Annotated in this window: 14 protein-coding genes; 4 read left to right on the top strand and 10 right to left on the bottom strand. The window is 66.7% G+C overall.

Annotated features, from left to right (window positions below):
- Window positions 1-102: 102 nt before the first annotated feature.
- The 10 genes from ACYKG1_RS19700 to ACYKG1_RS19655 form a co-directional block, all read right to left on the bottom strand.
- Window positions 103-528, bottom strand: a complete 426-nt coding sequence (locus ACYKG1_RS19700) for a DUF2752 domain-containing protein (protein ID WP_100474154.1) — start codon at window positions 526-528, stop codon at window positions 103-105.
- A gap of 43 nt (window positions 529-571) precedes the next feature.
- Window positions 572-850, bottom strand: coding sequence for a CD225/dispanin family protein (locus tag ACYKG1_RS19695; RefSeq protein WP_100474151.1), 279 nt, complete (start codon window positions 848-850; stop codon window positions 572-574).
- 34 nt (window positions 851-884) lie between these two features.
- On the bottom strand, window positions 885-1,172 hold the full coding sequence (locus ACYKG1_RS19690; RefSeq protein ID WP_005419784.1) for a CD225/dispanin family protein: 288 nt from the start codon (window positions 1,170-1,172) through the stop codon (window positions 885-887).
- A 181-nt stretch (window positions 1,173-1,353) separates the two neighbouring features.
- The gene (locus ACYKG1_RS19685; RefSeq protein ID WP_478471163.1) at window positions 1,354-3,243 is read right to left on the bottom strand and encodes an MFS transporter; all 1,890 of its coding nucleotides are present in this window, start codon (window positions 3,241-3,243) and stop codon (window positions 1,354-1,356) included.
- A 156-nt stretch (window positions 3,244-3,399) separates the two neighbouring features.
- Window positions 3,400-4,194 (bottom strand): SDR family NAD(P)-dependent oxidoreductase, encoded by a 795-nt coding sequence (locus tag ACYKG1_RS19680; protein WP_262227841.1) that lies wholly within the window; start codon window positions 4,192-4,194, stop codon window positions 3,400-3,402.
- Window positions 4,195-4,314: 120 nt separating this feature from the next.
- Complete coding sequence (gene yccS / locus ACYKG1_RS19675; protein ID WP_100474142.1) at window positions 4,315-6,492, bottom strand: YccS family putative transporter; 2,178 nt, start codon at window positions 6,490-6,492, stop codon at window positions 4,315-4,317.
- A gap of 129 nt (window positions 6,493-6,621) precedes the next feature.
- Window positions 6,622-8,679 carry a TonB-dependent siderophore receptor gene (locus ACYKG1_RS19670; protein WP_478471162.1) on the bottom strand — a complete coding sequence of 686 codons (2,058 nt, stop codon included), beginning with the start codon at window positions 8,677-8,679 and terminating at the stop codon, window positions 6,622-6,624.
- A 243-nt stretch (window positions 8,680-8,922) separates the two neighbouring features.
- The gene (locus ACYKG1_RS19665; protein ID WP_478471161.1) at window positions 8,923-12,045 is read right to left on the bottom strand and encodes an efflux RND transporter permease subunit; all 3,123 of its coding nucleotides are present in this window, start codon (window positions 12,043-12,045) and stop codon (window positions 8,923-8,925) included.
- Between the two features lie 31 nt (window positions 12,046-12,076).
- Window positions 12,077-15,310 (bottom strand): efflux RND transporter permease subunit, encoded by a 3,234-nt coding sequence (locus ACYKG1_RS19660; RefSeq protein WP_100474133.1) that lies wholly within the window; start codon window positions 15,308-15,310, stop codon window positions 12,077-12,079.
- 74 nt (window positions 15,311-15,384) lie between these two features.
- Entirely contained in the window at window positions 15,385-16,626 is a 1,242-nt protein-coding gene (locus ACYKG1_RS19655; RefSeq protein WP_262083591.1) for an efflux RND transporter periplasmic adaptor subunit, read from the bottom strand.
- Window positions 16,627-16,813: 187 nt separating this feature from the next.
- Between ACYKG1_RS19655 and ACYKG1_RS19650 the strand changes: the two genes are divergently transcribed.
- From ACYKG1_RS19650 to ACYKG1_RS19635, 4 genes are all read left to right on the top strand, one after another.
- Window positions 16,814-18,133, top strand: a complete 1,320-nt coding sequence (locus ACYKG1_RS19650; protein WP_478471160.1) for a M20 family metallopeptidase — start codon at window positions 16,814-16,816, stop codon at window positions 18,131-18,133.
- 541 nt (window positions 18,134-18,674) lie between these two features.
- Window positions 18,675-19,493 (top strand): NADPH-dependent 7-cyano-7-deazaguanine reductase QueF, encoded by an 819-nt coding sequence (gene queF, locus ACYKG1_RS19645; RefSeq protein ID WP_478471159.1) that lies wholly within the window; start codon window positions 18,675-18,677, stop codon window positions 19,491-19,493.
- A gap of 168 nt (window positions 19,494-19,661) precedes the next feature.
- Window positions 19,662-19,955 carry a LysM peptidoglycan-binding domain-containing protein gene (locus tag ACYKG1_RS19640; protein WP_005419771.1) on the top strand — a complete coding sequence of 98 codons (294 nt, stop codon included), beginning with the start codon at window positions 19,662-19,664 and terminating at the stop codon, window positions 19,953-19,955.
- 46 nt (window positions 19,956-20,001) lie between these two features.
- Entirely contained in the window at window positions 20,002-20,511 is a 510-nt protein-coding gene (locus ACYKG1_RS19635; protein ID WP_478471158.1) for a hypothetical protein, read from the top strand.
- Window positions 20,512-20,666 lie beyond the last annotated feature (155 nt).

Here is a 20,666-nt window from a genome sequence, read left to right as displayed (position 1 = left end):
GTACTTGCAGCGCCCCCTGCGCAGCCCACCCACCCGGCCAACCCGAAAGCTTCTACCTTCAAACGCCGCCCACCACGAGGGGCTGCGCCGTTGGCTGGAAACCTAGATCGGTGCCAGTGCGGTGAACGGTGCCCACGGCAGGTTGCGCAGCAGCGCATACCCGGGCAGCACCCAGAGCCAGAACGTGGGATTGGCCAGTACCCGCATCAGCGGGTCGAGTACGCGCGGACGGATGCCGGCGACGTTCAGCAGCATCAGCAGCAGGAAGGGCAGGCTGATGACCAGCAGCGGGTTCATCGCCATCGCGCCGGGCAGGTCGAAATGGACCAGCGAATACAGGCAGCGGGTACTGCCACAGCCCGGGCAGTACAGGCCGGTCAGGGCGTACAGCGGGCAGCTCGGCAGGGGATTGCCGGCGACATATGGATTGACGTTGCGCAGCACCAGTGCGGCACCGGCGGCCAGGCCGGTGGCGGCCAGCAGCGGTGCCCAGCGGGCCAGTCGGGATCGGGTGGGAAGTGCGGACATGCAGCAACGGATCCGGCGCAGGCGCCGGATCCGTCCACGCGGATCAGTAGCCGCTGTTGCTCATCGCACCCATGCCGCCGAGAGCGACGATCAGGATGCCGTACAGCACGCCGACCACGACGGCGGCGATGGCCGACCAGATGGCCCACTTCTTGGCCTTGGCCGAGGAGTCCTGGGCGCCGGCGATGTCGCCAGCGGCCAGCTTGCCGTTGACCTGCGCGGCGTAGACGATCGACACGATGCCGGCCGGCAGGCAGCAGAACAGGGTGCTCAGGATGGCCCAGACCAGATTGTTCGGGACCTGCGGAGTGGCGGTGTTCATGGGTTCAAGCTCCTTGATGGGTGGTGGTGGTGAATCATTGGTCGGAAAGAGCGCCCAGTACGGCCAAGCCGCCGAACAGCCCGAACCACAACAGCAACAGGACCGGCAGGGCCACGGCCGAAGCCACCGCCCACCAGCCCGCCTTGCGCGACGCGCTGTAGGCCCCCGGCAGGTCGCCGGCCGCGCGGCGGCCATCGACCTGGGAGGCATAGACGATCGACACCACGCCCAACGGCAGGCAGCAGAACAGCGTCGTCAGGATCGCCCAGACCAGATGGTTGGGGATGTAGACCGGACGGCTGAGCGGTGGTGGTTGATTCAAAGCGAGACTCCATTCCTTGGTGGCCGGCCGTGGTGCATTGGCCGGACCTCCCCCCTGTGGGTGCGTAATCTACCGCAACCTGCGTTGCATGTATGCGTTTACAGGCGCGGCATGCCGTGTTCGCCACTGGACGGTGGCGTATGCGAGGAGGTCCCCAGGCCCGCGTGGCGAGCCGGTTCCATCAGGCGTGATCACCACGCAGGGCCCGTACCTGGGCCTCCAGCACCGGGGCGCTGGTGGTGTGGCCATCCACGGCCGGTGCCGCCACCACCTCGACCGTGGCGCGGAAACGGCGCGGCACGCGCATGCGGCCGAGGCGGCTGTCGCGCCGGCTCCACATGCTCGACCACATGCCGCGCAGCGCCATCGGCACCACGGGCACCGGTCGCCGCTCGAGGATCTTCTCGACGCCGGACTTGAACGGGGCCATCTGCCCGTCGCGGGTCAGCGCGCCCTCGGGGAAGATGCAGACCAGTTCGCCTTCGGCCAACGCGGCGTCGATCTCATCCAACGCGCGCTGCATCAGCGCCGGGTCTTCACGTGCGCCGGCGATCGGGATCGCCTTGGCGGTGCGGAAGATCCAGCGCATCACCGGGATGTTGAAGATCTTGTAGTACATGACGAAGCGCACCGGGCGCGGGATGGTCGCCGACAGGATCAACGCGTCCATGTAGCTGACATGGTTGCAGACCAGCAGCGCGGCGCCTTCGTCCGGCACGTTGGCCTCGATGCCGTGCGGGCGCAGCCGGTACAGGGTGCGCACCATCAGCCAGCTGAGGAAGCGCATCAGGAATTCGGGGACGATGGTGAAGATGTAGATCGCCACCAGTGCGTTGGCGATGGCCAGCGCCAGGAACAGCTGCGGAATGGTCCAGTGCAGCAGCGTGTGCGCGGCCAGCGACAGCAGCGCCGCAGCGACGATGAAACCCGAGTTCTGGATATTCAGTGCGGCGAACACGCGCGACATCTGCGTCTTCGGCGTGCGGCTCTGGATCAGCGCGAACAGCGGTACCACGAAGATGCCGGTGAACAGGCCGATGCCGATCAGGTCGATGACGATGCGGAGGCTGCCGGGCTGCTGCAGGAATGGCCCGATGGTCAGCCCGTGTACCGGCGCTTCACCGCTGCGGGCGAAGTACAGGTCGAGCAGGAACGCGGTCATGCCGAACGCACCGAGCGGTACCAGGCCGATTTCCACCGTACGGGCCGAGAGTTTCTCGCACAGCAGCGAACCGACGCCGGTGCCGACCGAGAACAAGGCCAGCGCGAAGATGTACAGGGTCGGCTTGCCCCCCAGGTTGGTCACCGCGTAGGCCGGCAGCTGCGAAGTCAGCACCGTGCCGACGAACCAGAACCAGGACACGCCCAGGATCGAGTTGCGCACGGCCTTCTGCTGGCGCGCCATGCGCAGCACCGCCAGCGATTCCGGCAACGGGTTCCAGTTGATCTTCAGGTTCGGGTCGCCGGCATCGACCTTGGGAATCAGGCGCGCGGCGATGTTGCCGCAGATCGCCAGGGCGATGATGGCGCACGCAGCTACCACCGTGCCGTGGCTGCCGGCCACGGTGAACACCAGGCCGCCGACGATCATGCCGGAGAGAATCGACATCGAGGTGCCCATCTCGACCAGGCCATTGCCACCGGTCAGCTCTTCGGGCCTGAGTACCGACGGCAGCACCGAGTACTTCACCGGGCCGAACAGGGTCGACTGCATGCCGGTACAGAACAGTGCGACCAGCAGCACCGGCAGGCTCTGGGTGAGGAAGCCGGTGGCCGCCAGCGACATGATCACGATCTCCATGCTGGTGGTGATCACGATCAGTCGCGATTTTTCCAGTTTGTCGGCGATCTGCCCGGCCAGCGCCGAGAACAGGAAATACGGCAGGATGAAGATGGCCGGCGCCAGCGTGGCGTACAGCCCCAGTTCCTCCTCTGGCACGGCCATGAACAGCAACATGCTGATGATCGCCTGCCGGTACACGTTGTCGTTGAACGCACCGAGCGCCTGGACCACGAAGAACGGCAGGAAACGGCGCTGGCGCAGCAGGGCGAACTGGTTGTGACCGGACATGGAGCCTCCTTGACCGGCGCAGCCTAGCATTCCTGCCCACCTGCCGGGACCATGGCGGGATGCATCCATGCTTGGCGTGGATCTACTGAAGCCCCACGACTGTGGGTGCGGACCGATGTGGGTGCGGACCGTTGGTCCGCACACCTGCCGGCGGACTCAGACGATATCGTCGACCACGCCGCCATCCACGCGCAGCGCTGCACCCGAGGTCGCCGAGGCCTGCGGCGAGGCCAGGTACACCACCATGTTGGCCACTTCTTCGACCGTGGCGGTGCGCTGGATCACCGAGGACGGCCGGTGCGCCATCACGAACTCGCGGCCGATCTGTTCCAGCGGCTTGCCACTGCGCTGGCGTTCATCCTCGAACATCGCCGCGAAACCATCGGAGAGGGTCGGGCCGGGCAGCACCGCGTTGACGGTGACGCCGCTACCGGCCACGCGCTTGGCCAGGCCGCGCGACAACGACAGCTGCGCGGTCTTGCTGACCCCATAATGGATCATGTCGGCCGGAATGTTGCGCGCCGACTCGGAAGAGATGAACAGCACCCGGCCCCAGCCGGCATCGACCATCGCCGGCAGCAGCGCGCGCGACAGGCGCACGCCGGACATCACGTTGGTCTGCCAGTAGCGCTCCCAGGTCGCGTCATCCGTCTCGAAGAAGTCCTGTGGGCCGAAGATGCCGGCGTTGTTGACCAGGATGTCGACCTTGGGCAGGCCGGCCAATAGTGTTTCGACACCGGCTGCATCAGAAAGATCGGCGGCGACACCGAGCACGTCGGCCCCGGGTACGGCGCCCAGCAGATGCTGGCGCGCACGCTCGACGCTGTCGGTGCTGCGTCCATTGAGGATGACCCGCGCCCCGGCAGTGGCCAAGCCCTGGGCAATGGCCAGGCCGATGCCGGCGGTGGAAGCGGTGACCAGCGCGGTGCGGTTGGCAAGTTCGATCTTCATGGGGGAATCCGGAGCAGGGGATGACCCAGTATCCGCGCGCGGACGTGATCGGGGTGCATCACTGGATGCAACATGATGTTGCGCCGCCGGCAGCACCGGACCATGCCGGCGCCACCGATGTCAGGTCAGGCCGGTCACCGCTCCATTGGCCGCCGCCCGAACCTTCGGCAGCAGGCGCAGTACCAGCGCCATCTGCGTACGGATCAGTTGCAGTTTCGGCGGCATCGCCTCGTCGATCTGCTCCAGCTCGGCGGCCACGGCGCGGTCGGCGTCGTTGTCATCCTCCGCGACCGGTTGTCGTGCGGTCAGGGCCGAGGCCAGCTGCTGCAGCGCCTTGCGCACGCGCTCACCGGCGGCCAATGCCAGCGGATCGCCGGCGTAGCTGTCCACCTGGTCACGATGCGCACCCAGTGCCGACAGGTGGCCGAGCAGCGTGTTGGACAGCGCCAGAAAGTGAAAACCGGCATCCAGGTTGCGGCGCACATGGCCGGGTTCGCGCAACATGTTCGACAACGCGGTGGACAGTGCAGCGTCGGCGTTGTGCATGTCGCGCCGTGCGATGCGGTAGGCCAGGTCGTCGCGCATGCCACTGCGGTACTGGCCCAGCACCGAATCCAGGTAGCGGGCCGCAGTGTCCAGCACGCGTGCCAGTACAAGATGCAGCTGGCGGCCCTGCCAGTCGGGCAGGATCAGGAACGCGGCCGCTGCTGCGATCGCGCAGCCCAGCACGGTGTCGACCATGCGCGGCACGATCAGCACGAAGCCATCGCCGATCAGGTTGAAGCAGGTCAGGGCCATCACGGTGATCGCCGCCGAGGCCACCAGGTAGCGGTCGGTGCGGGTGAAGAAGAACAGCAGCGCCGACAAAAGGGCGATCAGCAGCTGCACGTGCAGCTGCGGGAACAGCTGCAGCAACGCCCAGGTCAGCACCAGGCCGGCAAGGGTGCCGACGATGCGTTGCGCAAGCCGCTGGCGGGTGGCGCCGAAGTTGGGCCGGCACACGAACACGATGGTCAGCAGTACCCACGAACCATTCTGCGCATTGAACAGGCGGATCGCTGCAAAGCCGGCGATCAGCGCAAGCGCCATGCGCAGGCCATGACGGAACAGCACCGAGCCGGGCGTGAGCTGCTGGCGGATGCGCACGCCCATCTCGCGCAGGGTATGCGGATTGCTGTCACGCAGGCGGGTATCGACGTTGTCCAGGCTGGCTTCCGAACGCTCGGCATCCAGCAGGCGCCGTTCGATGCTGCGCAGGTTGTGCACCAGCAGGTCCAGCGAGCCCAGCAGGCGCTGCCATTGCGGGCGCTGCTGGCCGCGCAGGTAGGCCAGCGCATCGGCCAGGTCGCGCCCGGCCTGCTGGTTGCTCTCACCGTATACGAACGGACGGCGCAGGCGGATCGCTTCGCCCAGGCGGGCACAGGCCTGGCCCTGCAGGTCGAGCAGGCGCTGGCAGCGGTACAGCACGTCGCTGTGGAAGAACGCATCCACCAGCGCGCCGTACGGGTAATGCGAGGAACTGGCACGCTCGTGGAAATCCTGCGCCATGTAATACAGGCGCAGGTAAAGGCCGGAATTCACGCCGGGCCGGCCGGAGCGGCCGAAGCGGGCCAGGATCGCGGTCTTGGCCTCGTTCAGGGCGCCGACCACGCGGCGGTTCTGTTCGGCAAGATCCAGCTGGCGGCGTTGCAGGTCGGCTTCGCGCACCGGCTCGAACAGCGCGGCCTTCAGCTGCAGGTAGCGGCCCAGCTCCTGGTACAACCGCGCTATGCGCTCACGCACCGGCCGATTGGCGAACAGCGCGGTCCACAGGATCGACAGCAGGCCATACCAGACCGCGCCGGCCAGCAGGTGGCTGACGGCTTCCAGCGCGCTGTGCAGGTCGCTGGCACCATGCTGTTCCAGGCCGATCATGGTGTAGATCGCCAGCGTCACCGTGGCCTGGGCTATGGACGCATAGCGCTCGCCGAGCGCGCCGAGCAGGGTCAGGCCGAAGGTGGACAGTGCCAGCGCGCCAATGAAGATCCACGGCCACGGGAACAGCCAGATCACCGAGGCTGCGGCAATGCAGAAGCACAGCAGCGACAGCACTACGGCCTTGGTACGACCCCACCAGTTGTCGTCGGTTTCGGCGATGGCGCTGGCGATGATGCCAAGGAACACGCCGGGCAGGGCCGTAAGCGCATCCAGCTGCCAGCACACCGCCAGCGCCGCGGCCAGGGCGATGAACACCCGCAGGCCGTAACTGGCCTTCTCGTGGGCCCACAGGCGGCTGAGGCGGGATTGTCGGGCGGACATGCAGGCTCGGTGGAAGGGTCTTCCACCATTATTGCGGGTGTGGGGTGAAATATGGAGTGCGGGCCAACGGTCCGCACCCACCGTCCATGTGCGGGCCCGTGGTCCGCATGGACGGCGGGGCCCGGTGCCTTACATTTCCCAGCGCACGCTCAGCGCGAACGTGCGCGGCAGCCCGGCACCGGCGTTGGACCAGTACTTCCGGTTGGCCAGGTTCTCGACGCCGGCACGCAGGGTCACCGGGTGACCGGACGCCAGCAGGCGATAGCCGACGCCTGCATTGACCAGCGTGTAGTCGGGCAGCTTCAGGGTGTTGTCGGCGTCGTACCAGACGTCGCCGTAGTAGCGCACTGCGGCATACGTTTCCAGGCCGTCCATCCACGGCAGCTGGTAGGTGGCGTGCACGACACCGCTCCAGCGCGCAGCACCGGCGGTACGGTTGCCTTCCTGCGCGGCGCTGCCCGGGGACAGCTTGTCGTAGGCCGGATCCAGCCAGGTGGCGCCGCCGCCGACCGTCAGTGCATCGTTGAGGTGCAGGTCAGCACTGGCTTCGATGCCTTCGTACAGCGTGATGCCATCCTGCACCAGGCGCTTGCCGGCCGGCGTGAGCGCATCGATGTTGGCACCACGTTCCAGCCGGAACGCGGCCACGTTCGCATTCCAGCGTGCCGCCTCGACCTTCGCACCGATCTCGTACTGCTTGCTGATGGTGGGATCGAGCACGTCGCCGGCGTTGATGTAGCTGTTGCCTACGCGGCTGCCTGCTTCCAGCGATTCGATGTAGCTGGCATACAGGGTGACCGCTTCGCTGGGCTTGAACATCACGGCGTAGGTCGGGGTGACCGGGTAGGTGTGGTATCGCCCCTTGGTTTCGAAGTCGTTGTAGCGCCAGCCCGCCAGCACCGACCAGCCGCTGCCGAGGTTCACCGTATCGCTTGCGAACACCGCCTGCTGCACCGTCTCGTCACCGCGGGTCATCACCCGCGAACCGACGGCGTCGTGGCGGATGGCATGGCGCTGGTACAGGTTGGCGCGGCCGATCAGGTTCCACTCGTAGGGACGGTCCCAGCCCAGCCCGGTCTGGTGGCTGATGCCCGCCACCACCTGATGCTGCAGCGGACCGGTGCGGAAGCTGCCCTGCAGCATGGCCTGGGCCAGCTTCCACTCGCTCTTGCCACCCAGTTCATAGACATTGACGTCGTAGTCGCCGTTGAGATCGTCGATGTAGGCGAAAATCTTGTTGACGTCATTCCATGAGGTGGTGACGCCATAACTCAGGCTGGCCTTCCAGTCACTGTTGATCTGCCAGTTCAGGCCGGTCGACAGCAGGCTGGATCGGGTGTCGTAGTAGGTGCCGGGTACGCTGTTGTCGGTATCTCCGGCGATCGGCCGCGGCAACGAGGTCAGGCCACGGAAGTAGTACTGCGGCGATTCCTCGCGCAGGTCGCGCGACTGGAACACACCGTCAAAGGTCCAGGTGAGTGCATCACTCAGGCGCGCGTCCAGCGACAGCGCGCCCACCTTGCGATCGACATGCCCGCCGTTGAAGGTCTCGCCCTTTTCCTGGAAGGCATTGAAGCGGTAGCCGAACATCTGCTCGTTGCCGAAGCGGCCGCCAACGTCGATGCCGCCGCTGACGACGCCCTGTTCGCGCCAGCCCAGCTGGGCGGAGAGGGTGGGCGTGTCGGTCGGCTTCTTGGTGATGTAGTTGACGATGCCGCCGGGGGTGCCGAAGCCATACAGGAATCCGCCCGGGCCTTTCAGCAGATCGACCTGTTCCATGGCTTCCAGCGGCCATTCGGTGCCCCAGGACGAGACCTGCAGGCCATTGACCCGGTAGCTGTCGTAGTTCAGCTCCAGACCGCGGTTGCGGATCGGCGAGCTCCAGCCACTGGCATAGGCGCTGACCTGGGTGCTGACCGAGGGGTCGAGCAGGAAGGCTTCACCCAGCGAGACGACCTGGCGCTGCTCGATCTGCTCGCGGCCAACCGCGGTGATCGCGAACGGGGTATCGCGCAGCGCACGGTCGCCCAGTGCGCCGGCTTCGGTATGGGTGCGCTCGGCGGTGACTTTCACCGCATCCAGATCGGTGGCACTACGGCTGCCGGCCGGCGCTTCGGCGTGGGCGGCGCAGGCGGCGGACAAGGCTACGGCCAGCAGGGTCAGGCGGGGAGAACGGAACGTCAGCATCGATGGTGATCCTCGACGGACGGCCACAGGCCATCCGCCCACGGGTGGGGGAATGTGCAGTGGCTGGGATCACGCAGGCTGGCCGGAGATGGCAGCGGGGCGCCGCGATGGGGCGCAGGACCATGGCTGGATGAGAATTGTTCTCTTTTCGTTACGGCGCGTCAAACCCGGAGGCGTGCGGTCCAACGGTCCGCACCCACCATCCGCACCCACGGTAGCGCCGGCCGCTGGCCGGCGATCCGATCAGGCCCGCTGCGCGCGCTTGAGCAGCTTCGCTTCGCGCTTGCGTGCGCGACGTGCGCGCCAACGCTCGGCCAGGCACGAGAAGATCACATACAGCGCCGGCGTGCTGAGCAGGGTCAGGCTCTGCGAGAACAGCAGGCCGCCGATCATCGCGATGCCCAGCGGACGGCGCAGTTCGGACCCTTCACCCAGGCCGATCGCCAGCGGTACGGCTGCCAGGATCGCCACCATGGTGGTCATCATGATCGGGCGGAAGCGTACGATGCTGGCCTCTCGCGCGGCGTCGCGCGGTGCCAGTCCATGCTCGCGCTGCGCGACCAGCGCGAAGTCGATCATCATGATCGCGTTCTTCTTGACGATGCCGATCAGCAGTACCAGCGCGATCATCGAGATCACCGACAGTTCGGTGTTGGTGCCGAACAACGCCAGCAGTGCACCGACGCCCGCCGCCGGCAGCGTGGACAGGATGGTGACCGGGTGGATCAGGCTCTCGTAGAGCATGCCCAGCACCAGGTACACGGTCAGGATCGCGGCAAACACCAGGATCAGCATGTCGCTGGGATCGGAGTTGAAGCCGAAGCCCGCATCATCGGCCAGGCGGATGTCGCCGGGCATGCGCATGCCGGCCACGGTCGCGTCGATGATCGCCTTGGCCTCACCCATGCTCACGTTCGGTGCCAGGTTGTAGCTGAGGTCCATCGTCGTGTACTGGTTTTCATGGGTGATCTGCGAAGGCGCCAGCCCCGGCACCTGCTTGGCCACCGCAGTGAGCGGCACCATGTCGCCATTGCCTGTACGCACATGCACCTCGTCCAGCGCCGCCGGCGTGGCGGTCTGCGAGGGCAGCGCATTGACCACCACGCTGTACTGGTTGATGTCCGAGTAGATGGTGGAGATCTGGCGCTGGCCGAACGCACCGTACAGCGCGCCGTCGATGGCACCCACGGTGATGCCCAGGCGCGCGGCCTTGGCGCGGTCGATCTGGATGTTCTGGCGCAGGCCGGCGTTGTCCACGTCGGTACCGACGTCGCGCAGTTTCGGGTTCTTCTTCAGTTCCGCCTGCAGCTTGGGCAGCCATTCCTGCAGTGCGGCCAGGTCATTGCCCTGCAGGGATATGCGGTACTGCGCGCCCTGGCTGGAACCGCCGCCATCGTTGCTGGGCAGGTCCTGGATCGCGCGCAGGCGCAGCTGCAGGTCCGGGTATCGGTCGGCCTTGGCACTGAGCCGCGCCAATGCGTGTGCTGTGGTTTCGCGGCGGCCGTCGCTGCGCGATTTCAGCTCGATGTTGAACTGTGCGCTGGAGCCCTGGCGGCCGCTGCCCAGGCGCACACCCACGGTCTTCACCGCCGGGTCGGCCATCAGCATGTCGGTGATGCGGCGTTGGCGGGCGACCATGTCCTCGAAGGAGACGGTGGCACTGGAGTTGGCGCGGCCCCAGATCAGGCCGGTGTCCTGCGGTGGGAACGCGCCCTTCTTCACCGCGCCGAACAGGAAGATGGTGACGCCGATCAGGATCAGCGGGGTGAGCGACAGCAGCAACGCGTGGCGCAGCGAGAAGTCGAGGAACACGGTGTAGATGCGCAGCATGCGCTCGTGGCCGGCATCCAGCCAGCGGCCGAAGCGCGACGGTGCTGCCTTGTGGTCGTGTGCGCTGAGGAAGCGGCTGCACAGCGCCGGGGTCAGCGTCAGCGAAACGATCATCGAGACGACGATGGCCGCAACCAGGGTGACGGTGAATTCGCGGAAGAACGCGCCCATCATGCCGCTGGCGAACAGCAGCGGGATGAACACCGCCACCAGCGAGGCGGTGATCGAGACAATGGTGAAGCCGATCTCGCGGGCACCGGTCAACGCCGCCTGCATGCGCGGCATGCCTTCGTCGAGATGGCGCATGATGTTCTCGATCACCACGATCGCATCGTCCACGACGAAGCCGATCGCGATCACCAGCGCCAGCAGGCTCAGGTTGTTCAGGGTGAAGCCCATTACGTACATCACCAGCGCGGCACCGGCCAGCGACAGTGGCACGGTCACCGCGGCGATCAGCGTCGGTGCCAGCCGGCGCAGGAACAGCGCCATGGTCAGCACCACCATCGCCAGGCTGATCAGCAGGGTGATCTGCACTTCGTGCAGCGACGAGCGGATGGTCGGCGTGCGGTCGAAGTACGGCGTCATCGTGGTGCCCGGCTGCAGGTAGTCGCGCAGGGTCGGGATCTGCGCCTTGACCCGGTCAACGGTCTCGACGATGTTGGCGCCGGCACGGGTGAACACGTACATCACCACCGCCGGCTTGTGGTCAAACCACGCGGCCTGGTAGGCATCCTGCTGGCCGTCGTAGACATTGGCGATGTCCTTCAGGCGGATCACCCGGCCATCGCCCTGGGTCTTCACCACCAGGTCGGCGAAGTCGGCCGCACGCGCCACCGAGTCGTTGGCGATGATCGCAGTGGTGGTGTTGCCATCGCTGAGGAAGCCGGTGGGCGAGGTCACGTTGGCCGCGCGCACCGCGTTGCGCAGGTCATCGGCGGTCAGGCCCAGCGCGTTCATCAGGCGCAGGTTCACGTCCACGCGTACCGCTGGCGTCGAAGCACCGGCGATGTCGACCGAAGCAACACCACTGATCTGGCGGATGCGCTGCGCCAGCAGCGAATCGGCGACGTTGTACAGTTCGTCGGCCGACTGCGTCTGCGAGGTCAGCGCGATGGCGATCACCGGGTCATCGTTCGGGTTCGCCTTCTGGTACATCGGCGAGCCCATGCCCGTGGGCAGGTCGGCCTGCGCCGAGTTGATCGCGGTCTGTACGTCCAGTGCCGCCGAATCGATGTTGTGGCCGCTCTGGAAGATCATGAAGACCAGCGAGCTGCCTTCCGAGCTCGACGAGCGCATGCGGTCGATGCCCGGCAGCTGGCCGAGATGGCGTTCCAGCGGTGCAGTGACCGTGGAGGCCATGGTCGCCGCATCCGCGCCCGATTGGCTGGCGTGCACGAAGATCACCGGGATCTCGATGTTCGGCAGCGCCGACACGCCCAGCCTCAGGTAGCAGATCAGGCCGACCATGAACAGGCCGATGGCCAGCAGCGCGGTGCCGATCGGACGGCGGATGAAGGGGCCGGACAGGTTCATCGTGCGGCCCCCCACGGCACCGGGGAGTGGTTCATGCCTGCGGCTCCTGCAGCGAACCGTCGCGCAGTGCGCGCTGCTCACGGCGACGCGCCAGCCACTCGGAGAAGCGCTCCATGTACAAGTAGATCACGGGTGTGGTGTACAGGGTCACCAGCTGCGACAGCAGCAGGCCGCCGACGATGGCGATGCCCAGCGGGCGGCGCAGTTCCGAACCGATGCCGGTGCCCAGTGCCAGCGGCAGCGCGCCGAGCATGGCCGCGGCCGTGGTCATCATGATCGGGCGGAAGCGCAGCAGGCAGGCACGGCGGATCGCTTCGTGCGCGTTGGCACCGGCGCGGCGCGCCTCGATCGCGAAGTCGACCATCATGATGCCGTTCTTCTTGACGATGCCGATCAGCAGCACGATGCCGACGATGCCATCCACCGACAGGCTCAGCCCGCACAGCATCAGCGCCAGCAGCGCGCCGACACCGGCAGGCGGCAGGGTGGAGATGATCGTGATCGGATGGATGTAGCTCTCGTACAACACGCCCAGCACGATGTAGATCACCACCAGCGACGCCAGCAGCAGCCACACCACATCGGTCTGGCTGCCGGTGAACTCGGCGGCCTTGCCGATGAACTCGGCATGCAGGTGGGTGGGCATGTCCAGGCTGTCCTTGGTCTCCTGGATTGCCCGCACGGCATCGGACAGCGAATAGCCAGGCGCCACGTTGAACGAGACCGTCACCGCCGGCAGCTGCTGCTGGTGGCTGACCAGCAACGGCGCACTGCTGACCTTGGCTTCGGCCAGCGCCGACAGCGGGATGATGTTGCCGGCACCAACGGTGATGCCGGTGTTCTGCGCGCCGATGCCTGTAGCGGTCGACGAGTTCGACGAGGTGACCTGGCCGAAGCTGGTGGCATTGGTGCCGGTCAGTGCACCGGCACCGTTGGACGCCACCGCCAGCTGTTCCATCAGCGCGGTGCTGGTGCGGAACTCCGGCGCCACTTCCAGCACCACGCGGTACTGGTTGAGCTCGGTGAAGATGGTCGAGATCTGGCGCTGGCCGAACGCATCGTAGAGCGTGTCGTCGATGGTCTGCATCGGCACGCCCAGCACGCTGGCCTTGTCGCGGTCGATGTTCAGCTCAAGCGCACGGCCCTGGTTGGACAGGTTGTTGTCGACGTCGGCCAGTTCCGGGCGCTTGCGCAGTGCTTCGGTCAGGCGCGTGGCCTGGGTCGCCACCGTTGCCGAATCCACGTCCGACAGCGAGTACTGGTACTCGGTGGCGGCCACGCGGGTATCCAGGGTCACGTCCTGCACCGGCTTCAGGTACAGCGCCACGCCGGGAATGCCGGCCACGGCCTTCTGCAGGCGCGGCAGGATCTCATCCAGGCCGTCACGCTCGCCGCGCTCCTTCAGCACGATCGACAGCTGGCCCTGGTTGAGCGTGGGGTTCATGCTGCCGGCGCCGATGAAGGCCGACACACCGGTCACGTCCGGGTCCTGGCGCAGGGCTTCGGCCACCTGCCTGGTGCGCTGCTCCATCTGCGGAAAAGCGATGTTCTGGTCGGCCTGCACCACGCCGGTGATCAGGCCGGTGTCCTGTTCGGGCAGCAGGCCCTTGGGAATCAGCACATACAGCAGCACGGTCAGCACCAGTGCGCCGCCGGCCACGGCCAGGGTCAGGCGCTGGTGGCCCAGCACCCAGTCCAGGCTGTGCTCGTACAGGCCGACGGTGCGCGTCCACAGGTTCTGCTTGCCGGCCGCTGCCGCGCGCTCATGCGCGTCCTCGCCCTCGGGCAGGGCATCGGGCTTGAGCAGGTAGGCGCACATCATCGGGGTCAGCGTCAGCGAGATCAGCATCGACAGCACCACCGCGATGCTCAGCACCCAGGCGAACTCGTGGAACAGGCGGCCGGTGACGCCGGGCATCAGCAGCAGCGGCAGGAACACCGCCACCAGCGAGACGGTCAGCGACAGCACGGTGAAGCCGATCTGGCGCGCGCCGATCTCGGCCGCTTCCTTGCCACTCTTGCCCTGCTCGATGTAACGCACGATGTTCTCGATCATCACGATCGCATCGTCGACCACGAAGCCGGTGGCCACCACCAGCGCCATCAGCGACAGGTTGTCCAGCGACATGCCGGCGAAGGCCATCACCGCGAAGGTGCCGGCCAGTGACAGCGGTACCGCCACCGACGGAATGATCGTGGCCCACAGCCGGCGCAGGAACACGAAGATCACCGCCACCACCAGGCCGATGGTGAGGATCAGGGTGAACTGCACTTCATGCACCGAGGCGCGGATGGTCTCGGTGCGGTCGTTGAAGATCTCCAGGTGCACGTCGGCGGGCAGCACGCCTTGCAGCTGTGGCAGGATCGCGCGGATGCGCTCGACGGTCTGCACGATGTTGGCACCGGGCTGGCGTCGCACTTCCAGCAGCACCGCCGGCTTGCCGTCGGCCCAGGCGGCAAGCTGGTCGTTCTCCACGCCATCGATCACCTCGGCCACGTCCGACAGCCGTACCGGGCGGCCGTTCTTGTAGCTGATGATGGTGTCGCGGTACTCGGCGGCGCTGGCCAGCTGGTCGTTGGTACCGATGCTGTAGGACTGCGTCTTGCCGTTCAGCGAGCCCTTGGGCGCATTGACGTTGGCCTGGGTCAGCGCGCTGCGCAGCTGTTCCAGGGTCAGGCCCATGTTCGACAGCTGCGCCGGATTGACCTGGATGCGCACGGCCGGGCGCACGTTGCCTGCAATCGAAACCAGGCCGACGCCCTGCACCTGCGACAGGCGCTGGGCCAGGATGGAGTCGGCGTAATTGTTGACGTCGCGCAGCGGGCGCGTGTCAGACGTCAGTTTCAGGGTGACGATGGCCGCGTCGGCCGGATTCACCCGGTTGTAGACCGGCTGGTAGGGCAGTGACGAGGGCAGGGTGGCCTGGCGGATCGCCGCCTGCACGTCCTGCGCGGCAATGTCGATGTCGCGGTCCATCGAGAACTGCAGGATGATCGTGGACAACCCGGCCGACGAGTCGGAGGTCATCAGTTCCAGCCCGGAGATCTGCCCGAACTGGCGCTCCAGCGGCGTGGTGACCAGCGAGGCCATGGTGGTGGCGTTGGCGCCGGGGTACTGGGTGGTGACCACCAGGCTGGGCGCATCGATTTCCGGCAGCGCCGACACCGGCAGCTTGCGGTAACCGAGAATGCCCAGCAGCAACAGGCCCGCCATCAACAGCGAGGTGGCGATCGGGCGGCGGATGAAGATCGTCGAAAAGCCCACGGACTGATCCTTGCTGGCACTTCAATGTCGGCGCCGGCAGGTTCGCCGGCGCGAGGGAGGTCAGTGGCCTGCGCTCAGCGCGGGCCACCACCGCGACGGCCACCGCTGCCGTTCTTCTGCTCGGCGGCCTTCAGTTCGGCCTCGGTCGGTGCGGCAGGGGTCTCGCCCGGCTTCAGTGCGGTGACCTTGCTGCCTGGCTTCAGGCGGAACTGGCCTTCACTGACTACCCGCTCGCCGCCCTTCAGGCCTTCGGCGATCTGCACCTGGCTGTCGCCCACTTCCACGCCGCTGCGCACGGTCTGCATCTTCACCGTGTTGTCGCCCTGCACGACATAGACGTACTCGCCGTCCGGGCCGCGCAGCACCGCTTGGGTGGGGATGACCACGCCGCCGGCAATCGTGCGCAGCTGCATGCGCACGTTGACGAACTGGCCCGGCCACAGGCCGTTGTCCGTGTTGTCGAACAGGGCGCGCGCCTTGAACGTGCCGCTGTCGGCACTGATCAGGTTGTCGACCACGTCGAGCTTGCCGTCGCCGGACAACACGTGCGAATCGGCACGGTCCAGCGCGGCCACCGGCACCGTGCCGGCCGCCTGCGCCTGGCGCACATCGCCGAGCTGGCGCTCGGGGAGGTTGAACAGCACGTGGATCGGATGGATCTGGGTCAGCGTCACCAGTGCGGTGCCGGCGTTGACCACGTTGCCAGCGTCGACCGCGCGGATGCCGGCGATGCCGGAGATCGGTGCGGTGACCTTGGTGTACTGCAGCTGCACCTGTGCCGAGCGCATGCTGGCCTCGTTCGCTGCGACCGCGCTTTCGTACTGTGCCACTTGGTTTCGCTGTGTATCCAGGTCGGTCTTGGCGACGTATTGGCGATACTCCGGCGCGTTCGAACGCTGGAAGTTGGAGCGCGCGGTGGCCAGCAGGGCTTCGTTCTGGCGCTTGGCCGCGGCGGCCTGGTCATAGCTGGCCTGGGCCGTGCGCGGATCGATCACCGCCAGCACATCGCCCTGTTTCACTTCCTGGCCTTCGCGGAAATTCAGGCTCATCAGCTGGCCGCCGACCTGCGGGCTGACGGTCACGGTGTTCATCGCGGTCACCGTACCCAGCGCGCTGGCATACACCGGCACGTCCTGGCGCGTGGCATCCACCACGGTCACCGGCACCGGGCCGGCATCCGGATCTTCGCCGCCCTGGCGCGCGCCCGCAGCGGGTTTTCCAGGCTTGTCCTTGCCTCCGCCCATGACGCGCAGGCCGACCACGGCCAGCACCAGTACCGCCACGACCAGCAGCACGATCTTCCAAACACGTGACATTACGAGGACTCCAAGTGGGCTGGACAGGGCGGTGCCCCGGTTGGCAATGCGCAAAGCATACCTGTGCCACATCACGTTTCCTGCATGACGGATGGGACGGGCGCTAGGACCGGATCCGGCCGCGGAGGTTCCCGTGACGGCAGTGTTGCCCTACATTCAGCTGGAACCCCCTGCCGTGGAGATCGTGATGCGCCGTTCGTTGCTGCTGTCCGCCCTGCTGCTGGCCTTGCCGGCCCTCGCCCATGCCCAGGACGGGCAGCGCCCGGAAGTGACCGCCGCCGCCCAGCGGCTGCAGGCCAAGGTGGTCGAATGGCGCCGCGACTTCCACCAGCACCCGGAACTGTCCAACCGCGAGGTGCGTACCTCGGCCGAGGTCGCCAAGCGCCTGCGCGCGATGGGCCTGAAGCCGAAGACCGGCATCGCCCACCATGGCGTGGTGGCGATCATCGAAGGTGGCAAGCCCGGGCCGAAGATTGCCCTGCGTGCGGACATGGACGCGCTGCCGGTGACCGAACAGACCGGTCTGCCGTTCGCCTCCAAGGCCACCGACCAGTACCGCGGGCAGACCGTGGGCGTGATGCATGCCTGCGGCCACGACGCACACACCGCCACCCTGCTCGGCGTGGCCGAAGCGCTGGTGTCGATGAAGAAGGACCTGCCGGGCCAGGTGATGCTGATCTTCCAGCCGGCCGAAGAGGGGGCACCGCCACCGGAAGAGGGTGGTGCGGCCCTGATGCTGAAGGAAGGGCTGTTCGCCGGCTTCAAGCCGGAAGCGGTGTTCGGCCTGCATGTGTTTTCCAGCGTGCAGGCAGGACAGATCGCGGTGCGGGGTGGGCCGCTGATGGCTGCTTCGGATCGATTCGGCATCAAGGTGATCGGCCGCCAGACGCATGGTTCGGCGCCGTGGAATGGCGTGGACCCGATCGTGGCCACCGCTGACCTGGTCGGCACCGCGCAGACCATCGTCAGCCGCCGCGCCAACCTGTCCAAGCAGCCGGCGGTGCTGACCTTCGGTGCCATCAATGGTGGCATCCGCTACAACATCATTCCCGATGAGGTGGAGATGGTCGGCACCATCCGCACCTTCGACGAAGGCATGCGCCAGCAGATCTTCGCCGACCTGCGCAACGTGGCCGAGCACACTGCCGCCGCGCATGGCGCGAAGGCGGTGACCGACATCTACGAGTCGGAAGGCAACCCGGCCACGGTGAACGACCCGGCACTGACGGCGAAGATGCTGCCGAGCCTGCAGGCGGTGGTGGGCAAGGACAACGTGTACGAGCCGCCGCTGCAGATGGGTGCGGAGGATTTCTCGCTGTACGCGAAGGAGGTGCCGGGCATGTTCTTCTTCGTCGGCTCCACCAGCGTGGGTATCGATCCGGCGACGGCGCCGGCCAACCATTCGCCGAAGTTCCTGCTGGATGAGAAGGCGCTGGATGTGGGATTCCGCGCGCTGCTGCAGGTGAGCCTGGATTACCTGCACGGTACGGGCACGCCTGCGGGGTGAGGGTTTCCGGCAGGGCTGCGCCCTGCACCCGCTTAGATCAACGTCAACGTCAAAAACGGGCATTCCGTGGGATGGCGGGGTGCGTCCGGTTGCGGGGGACGCCGTAAACCCGTCCATGGGGGCTTGGCCGCGGCATCCATGCCGCGGACACCCCCTCAACCGGACCCACCCCGCCTTCGACAGTTTCCCGCGGCTGTTGGTGCCCGCTGCTGTTGGTGGGTGCCGACCGTTGGTCGGCACGGCGGACGTCATGAACGTCTGAAGGATCGGATTCTGATTTTGATTTTCTGATCTTTCCCGTGGTGGATCGACGGCAGAAATGTGTCCGGGGAGCCGGGCGGGTGGGGCTGGCGGGGTATCCGCGCCATGGATGGCGCGGCTAAGCCTCCAGGGACGGATTCACGGCGTCCCCGCCAGCCCCATCCGCCCGGCCCACTCCCGGGAATCCAGGCTTTCGACGACCCAACACCCCACTACGGAGGGGCTCCGCCGTTGGCCGGCCCGGCCGAAGGCCCGCCGTCCGCGCGATACAATGACGCCCATGAACACCCCACAGGATTCCAGCCTCGGTCGCGAGGTCAGTTACCCGTCGCAGTACGATCCCGGCCTGCTGTTTCCCATCCCGCGCAGCGGCGCCCGTGCCGAGATCGGCCTGGATGACGCCGCGCTGCCGTTTGTCGGCCACGACCGCTGGCACGCGTTCGAGCTGAGCTGGCTCGACCCGCGTGGCAAGCCGCAGGTCGCCGTGGCGACCGTGCAGGTGCCGTGCACCTCGCCGCGGCTGATCGAGTCGAAGTCGTTCAAGCTGTACCTCAACTCCCTCAACAGCACCCGCATCGACAGCGCCGAGGCACTGCGCGAGTGCCTGGTGGCTGACTTGTCAGCCTGCGCCGGTGCGCCGGTCCAGGTTGAGTTCGGCCTGCCGGACCTGCGTGAGTCGCCACTGGGCGAGTCCATCGACGGGCTGGACGTGGCCATCGACTGCTATGGCCCACCCCAGGCGGAATTCCTCGCCGCCGATGCGGGCGAGGTGGTGGAGGAGATCCTGGTCTCGGCACTGCTGAAGTCCAACTGCCCGGTCACCGGCCAGCCGGATTGGGCCACGGTCAGCCTGCGTTACCGCGGGCCGAAGATCGACCGCGCCGGGCTGCTGCGCTACCTGGTCAGCTACCGCGAGCACGCCGAGTTCCACGAGCAGTGCGTCGAACGGATATTCAGCGAGGTGTCCGCGCGCTGCCAGCCACAATGGCTGGAAGTGGAAGCCCGTTACACCCGCCGCGGCGGCCTGGACATCAACCCCTGGCGCGCCAGCCCCGGCATCGCCGCCCCGGCCGCGACCTACCGCGAGCTGCGCCAATAGCCGCCGCAGGCGGTTAAGGCTGGTGCCGGTCCCGGGCCGGCACTACCGGGCACCCGCCTTCCCGATTGTTCAGCCGCCCCCCGGGGCGGCTTCACATCTGCACCATCCCCATTTAACAACCACCATGGCAACGTGCATGCAACGTAGTCATGCAGACGGGAGTTGTGGATGAGTACCGAGAAGAAAGCCGATTTCTCCGGCGTCAGTGGCAGCGTCGACAGTACCGCCGAGCAGGTGCCGAAGGCAGACTTCTCTGGCGTCAGCGCTTCGGTGGACAGCACCGCAGACGTCGTCAGCGGTGGTACCTACACCGTGCAGAAGGGTGACTCGCTGTCGAAGATCGCCAAGCAGCATCTGGGCGATGCCAATGCTTGGAAGAAGATCTTCGAAGCCAACCGCGATGTGCTTGATGACCCGGACAAGATCTTCCCGGGCCAGACCCTGAAACTGCCGCCGAAGTAAACGGCGACCGAACGCCGTCCGACAATTGCCCTGGGAGGAACCCCGAATGATCAAGACCACCCCGCTCCAGACCGCCCTGATCGCCGCCCTGCTGGGCAGCGTTGCCCTGGTCGGTTGCAAGAAGAAGGAAGAGTCGACCGACAACAATGCCGCGCCTGCCGCAACCGCTCCGGCCGAGCCGGCACCGGCGCCGATGACCGGTGCGCCGCCGCCGATGGTGGAAGCTGCAGCGGTCAGCGTTTCCAACGTCACCGTGGGCAAGACCGCTGCCGCCGACAAGTCGGTTGCACCGGCGGCACTGTTCGCGCCGAAGGATGATGTCATCGTCTCGGTCAAGACCGACGGCGCCGCCAACAACGTGAGCGTCGCTGCCAAGCTGACCTTCCAGGACGGCCAGGTGGCCGGCGAACAGACCGCGACCCTGAATACCAGTGGCGCGGAAACCACCAACGTCACGTTCAAGAATGCAAAGGGCTGGCCGGCCGGCAAGTACCGCGCCGAGGTCATGGTTGATGGCAAGGCGGCCGGAACGCCGCAGGAGTTCGAGGTCAAGTAAGTCCTGCCGACTCTCTCCCGGCAGGGCTCACGATGGACGCAGCCGCGAGGCTGCGTCCTTTTTTATTGGGCGATGACATGGATCCGGGGTGCGGCGCGATGTTCTGGCAGCTCCACGCCCAGCGTGGATGGATCACAGCGTTGCCCGCGTGCAGT

The sequence above is a fragment of the Stenotrophomonas sp. 85239_Sma genome, from assembly GCF_056481725.1.
Note: the sequence above shows the minus strand (reverse complement) of the source record. Positions and strands in the feature narration are given on the sequence as shown.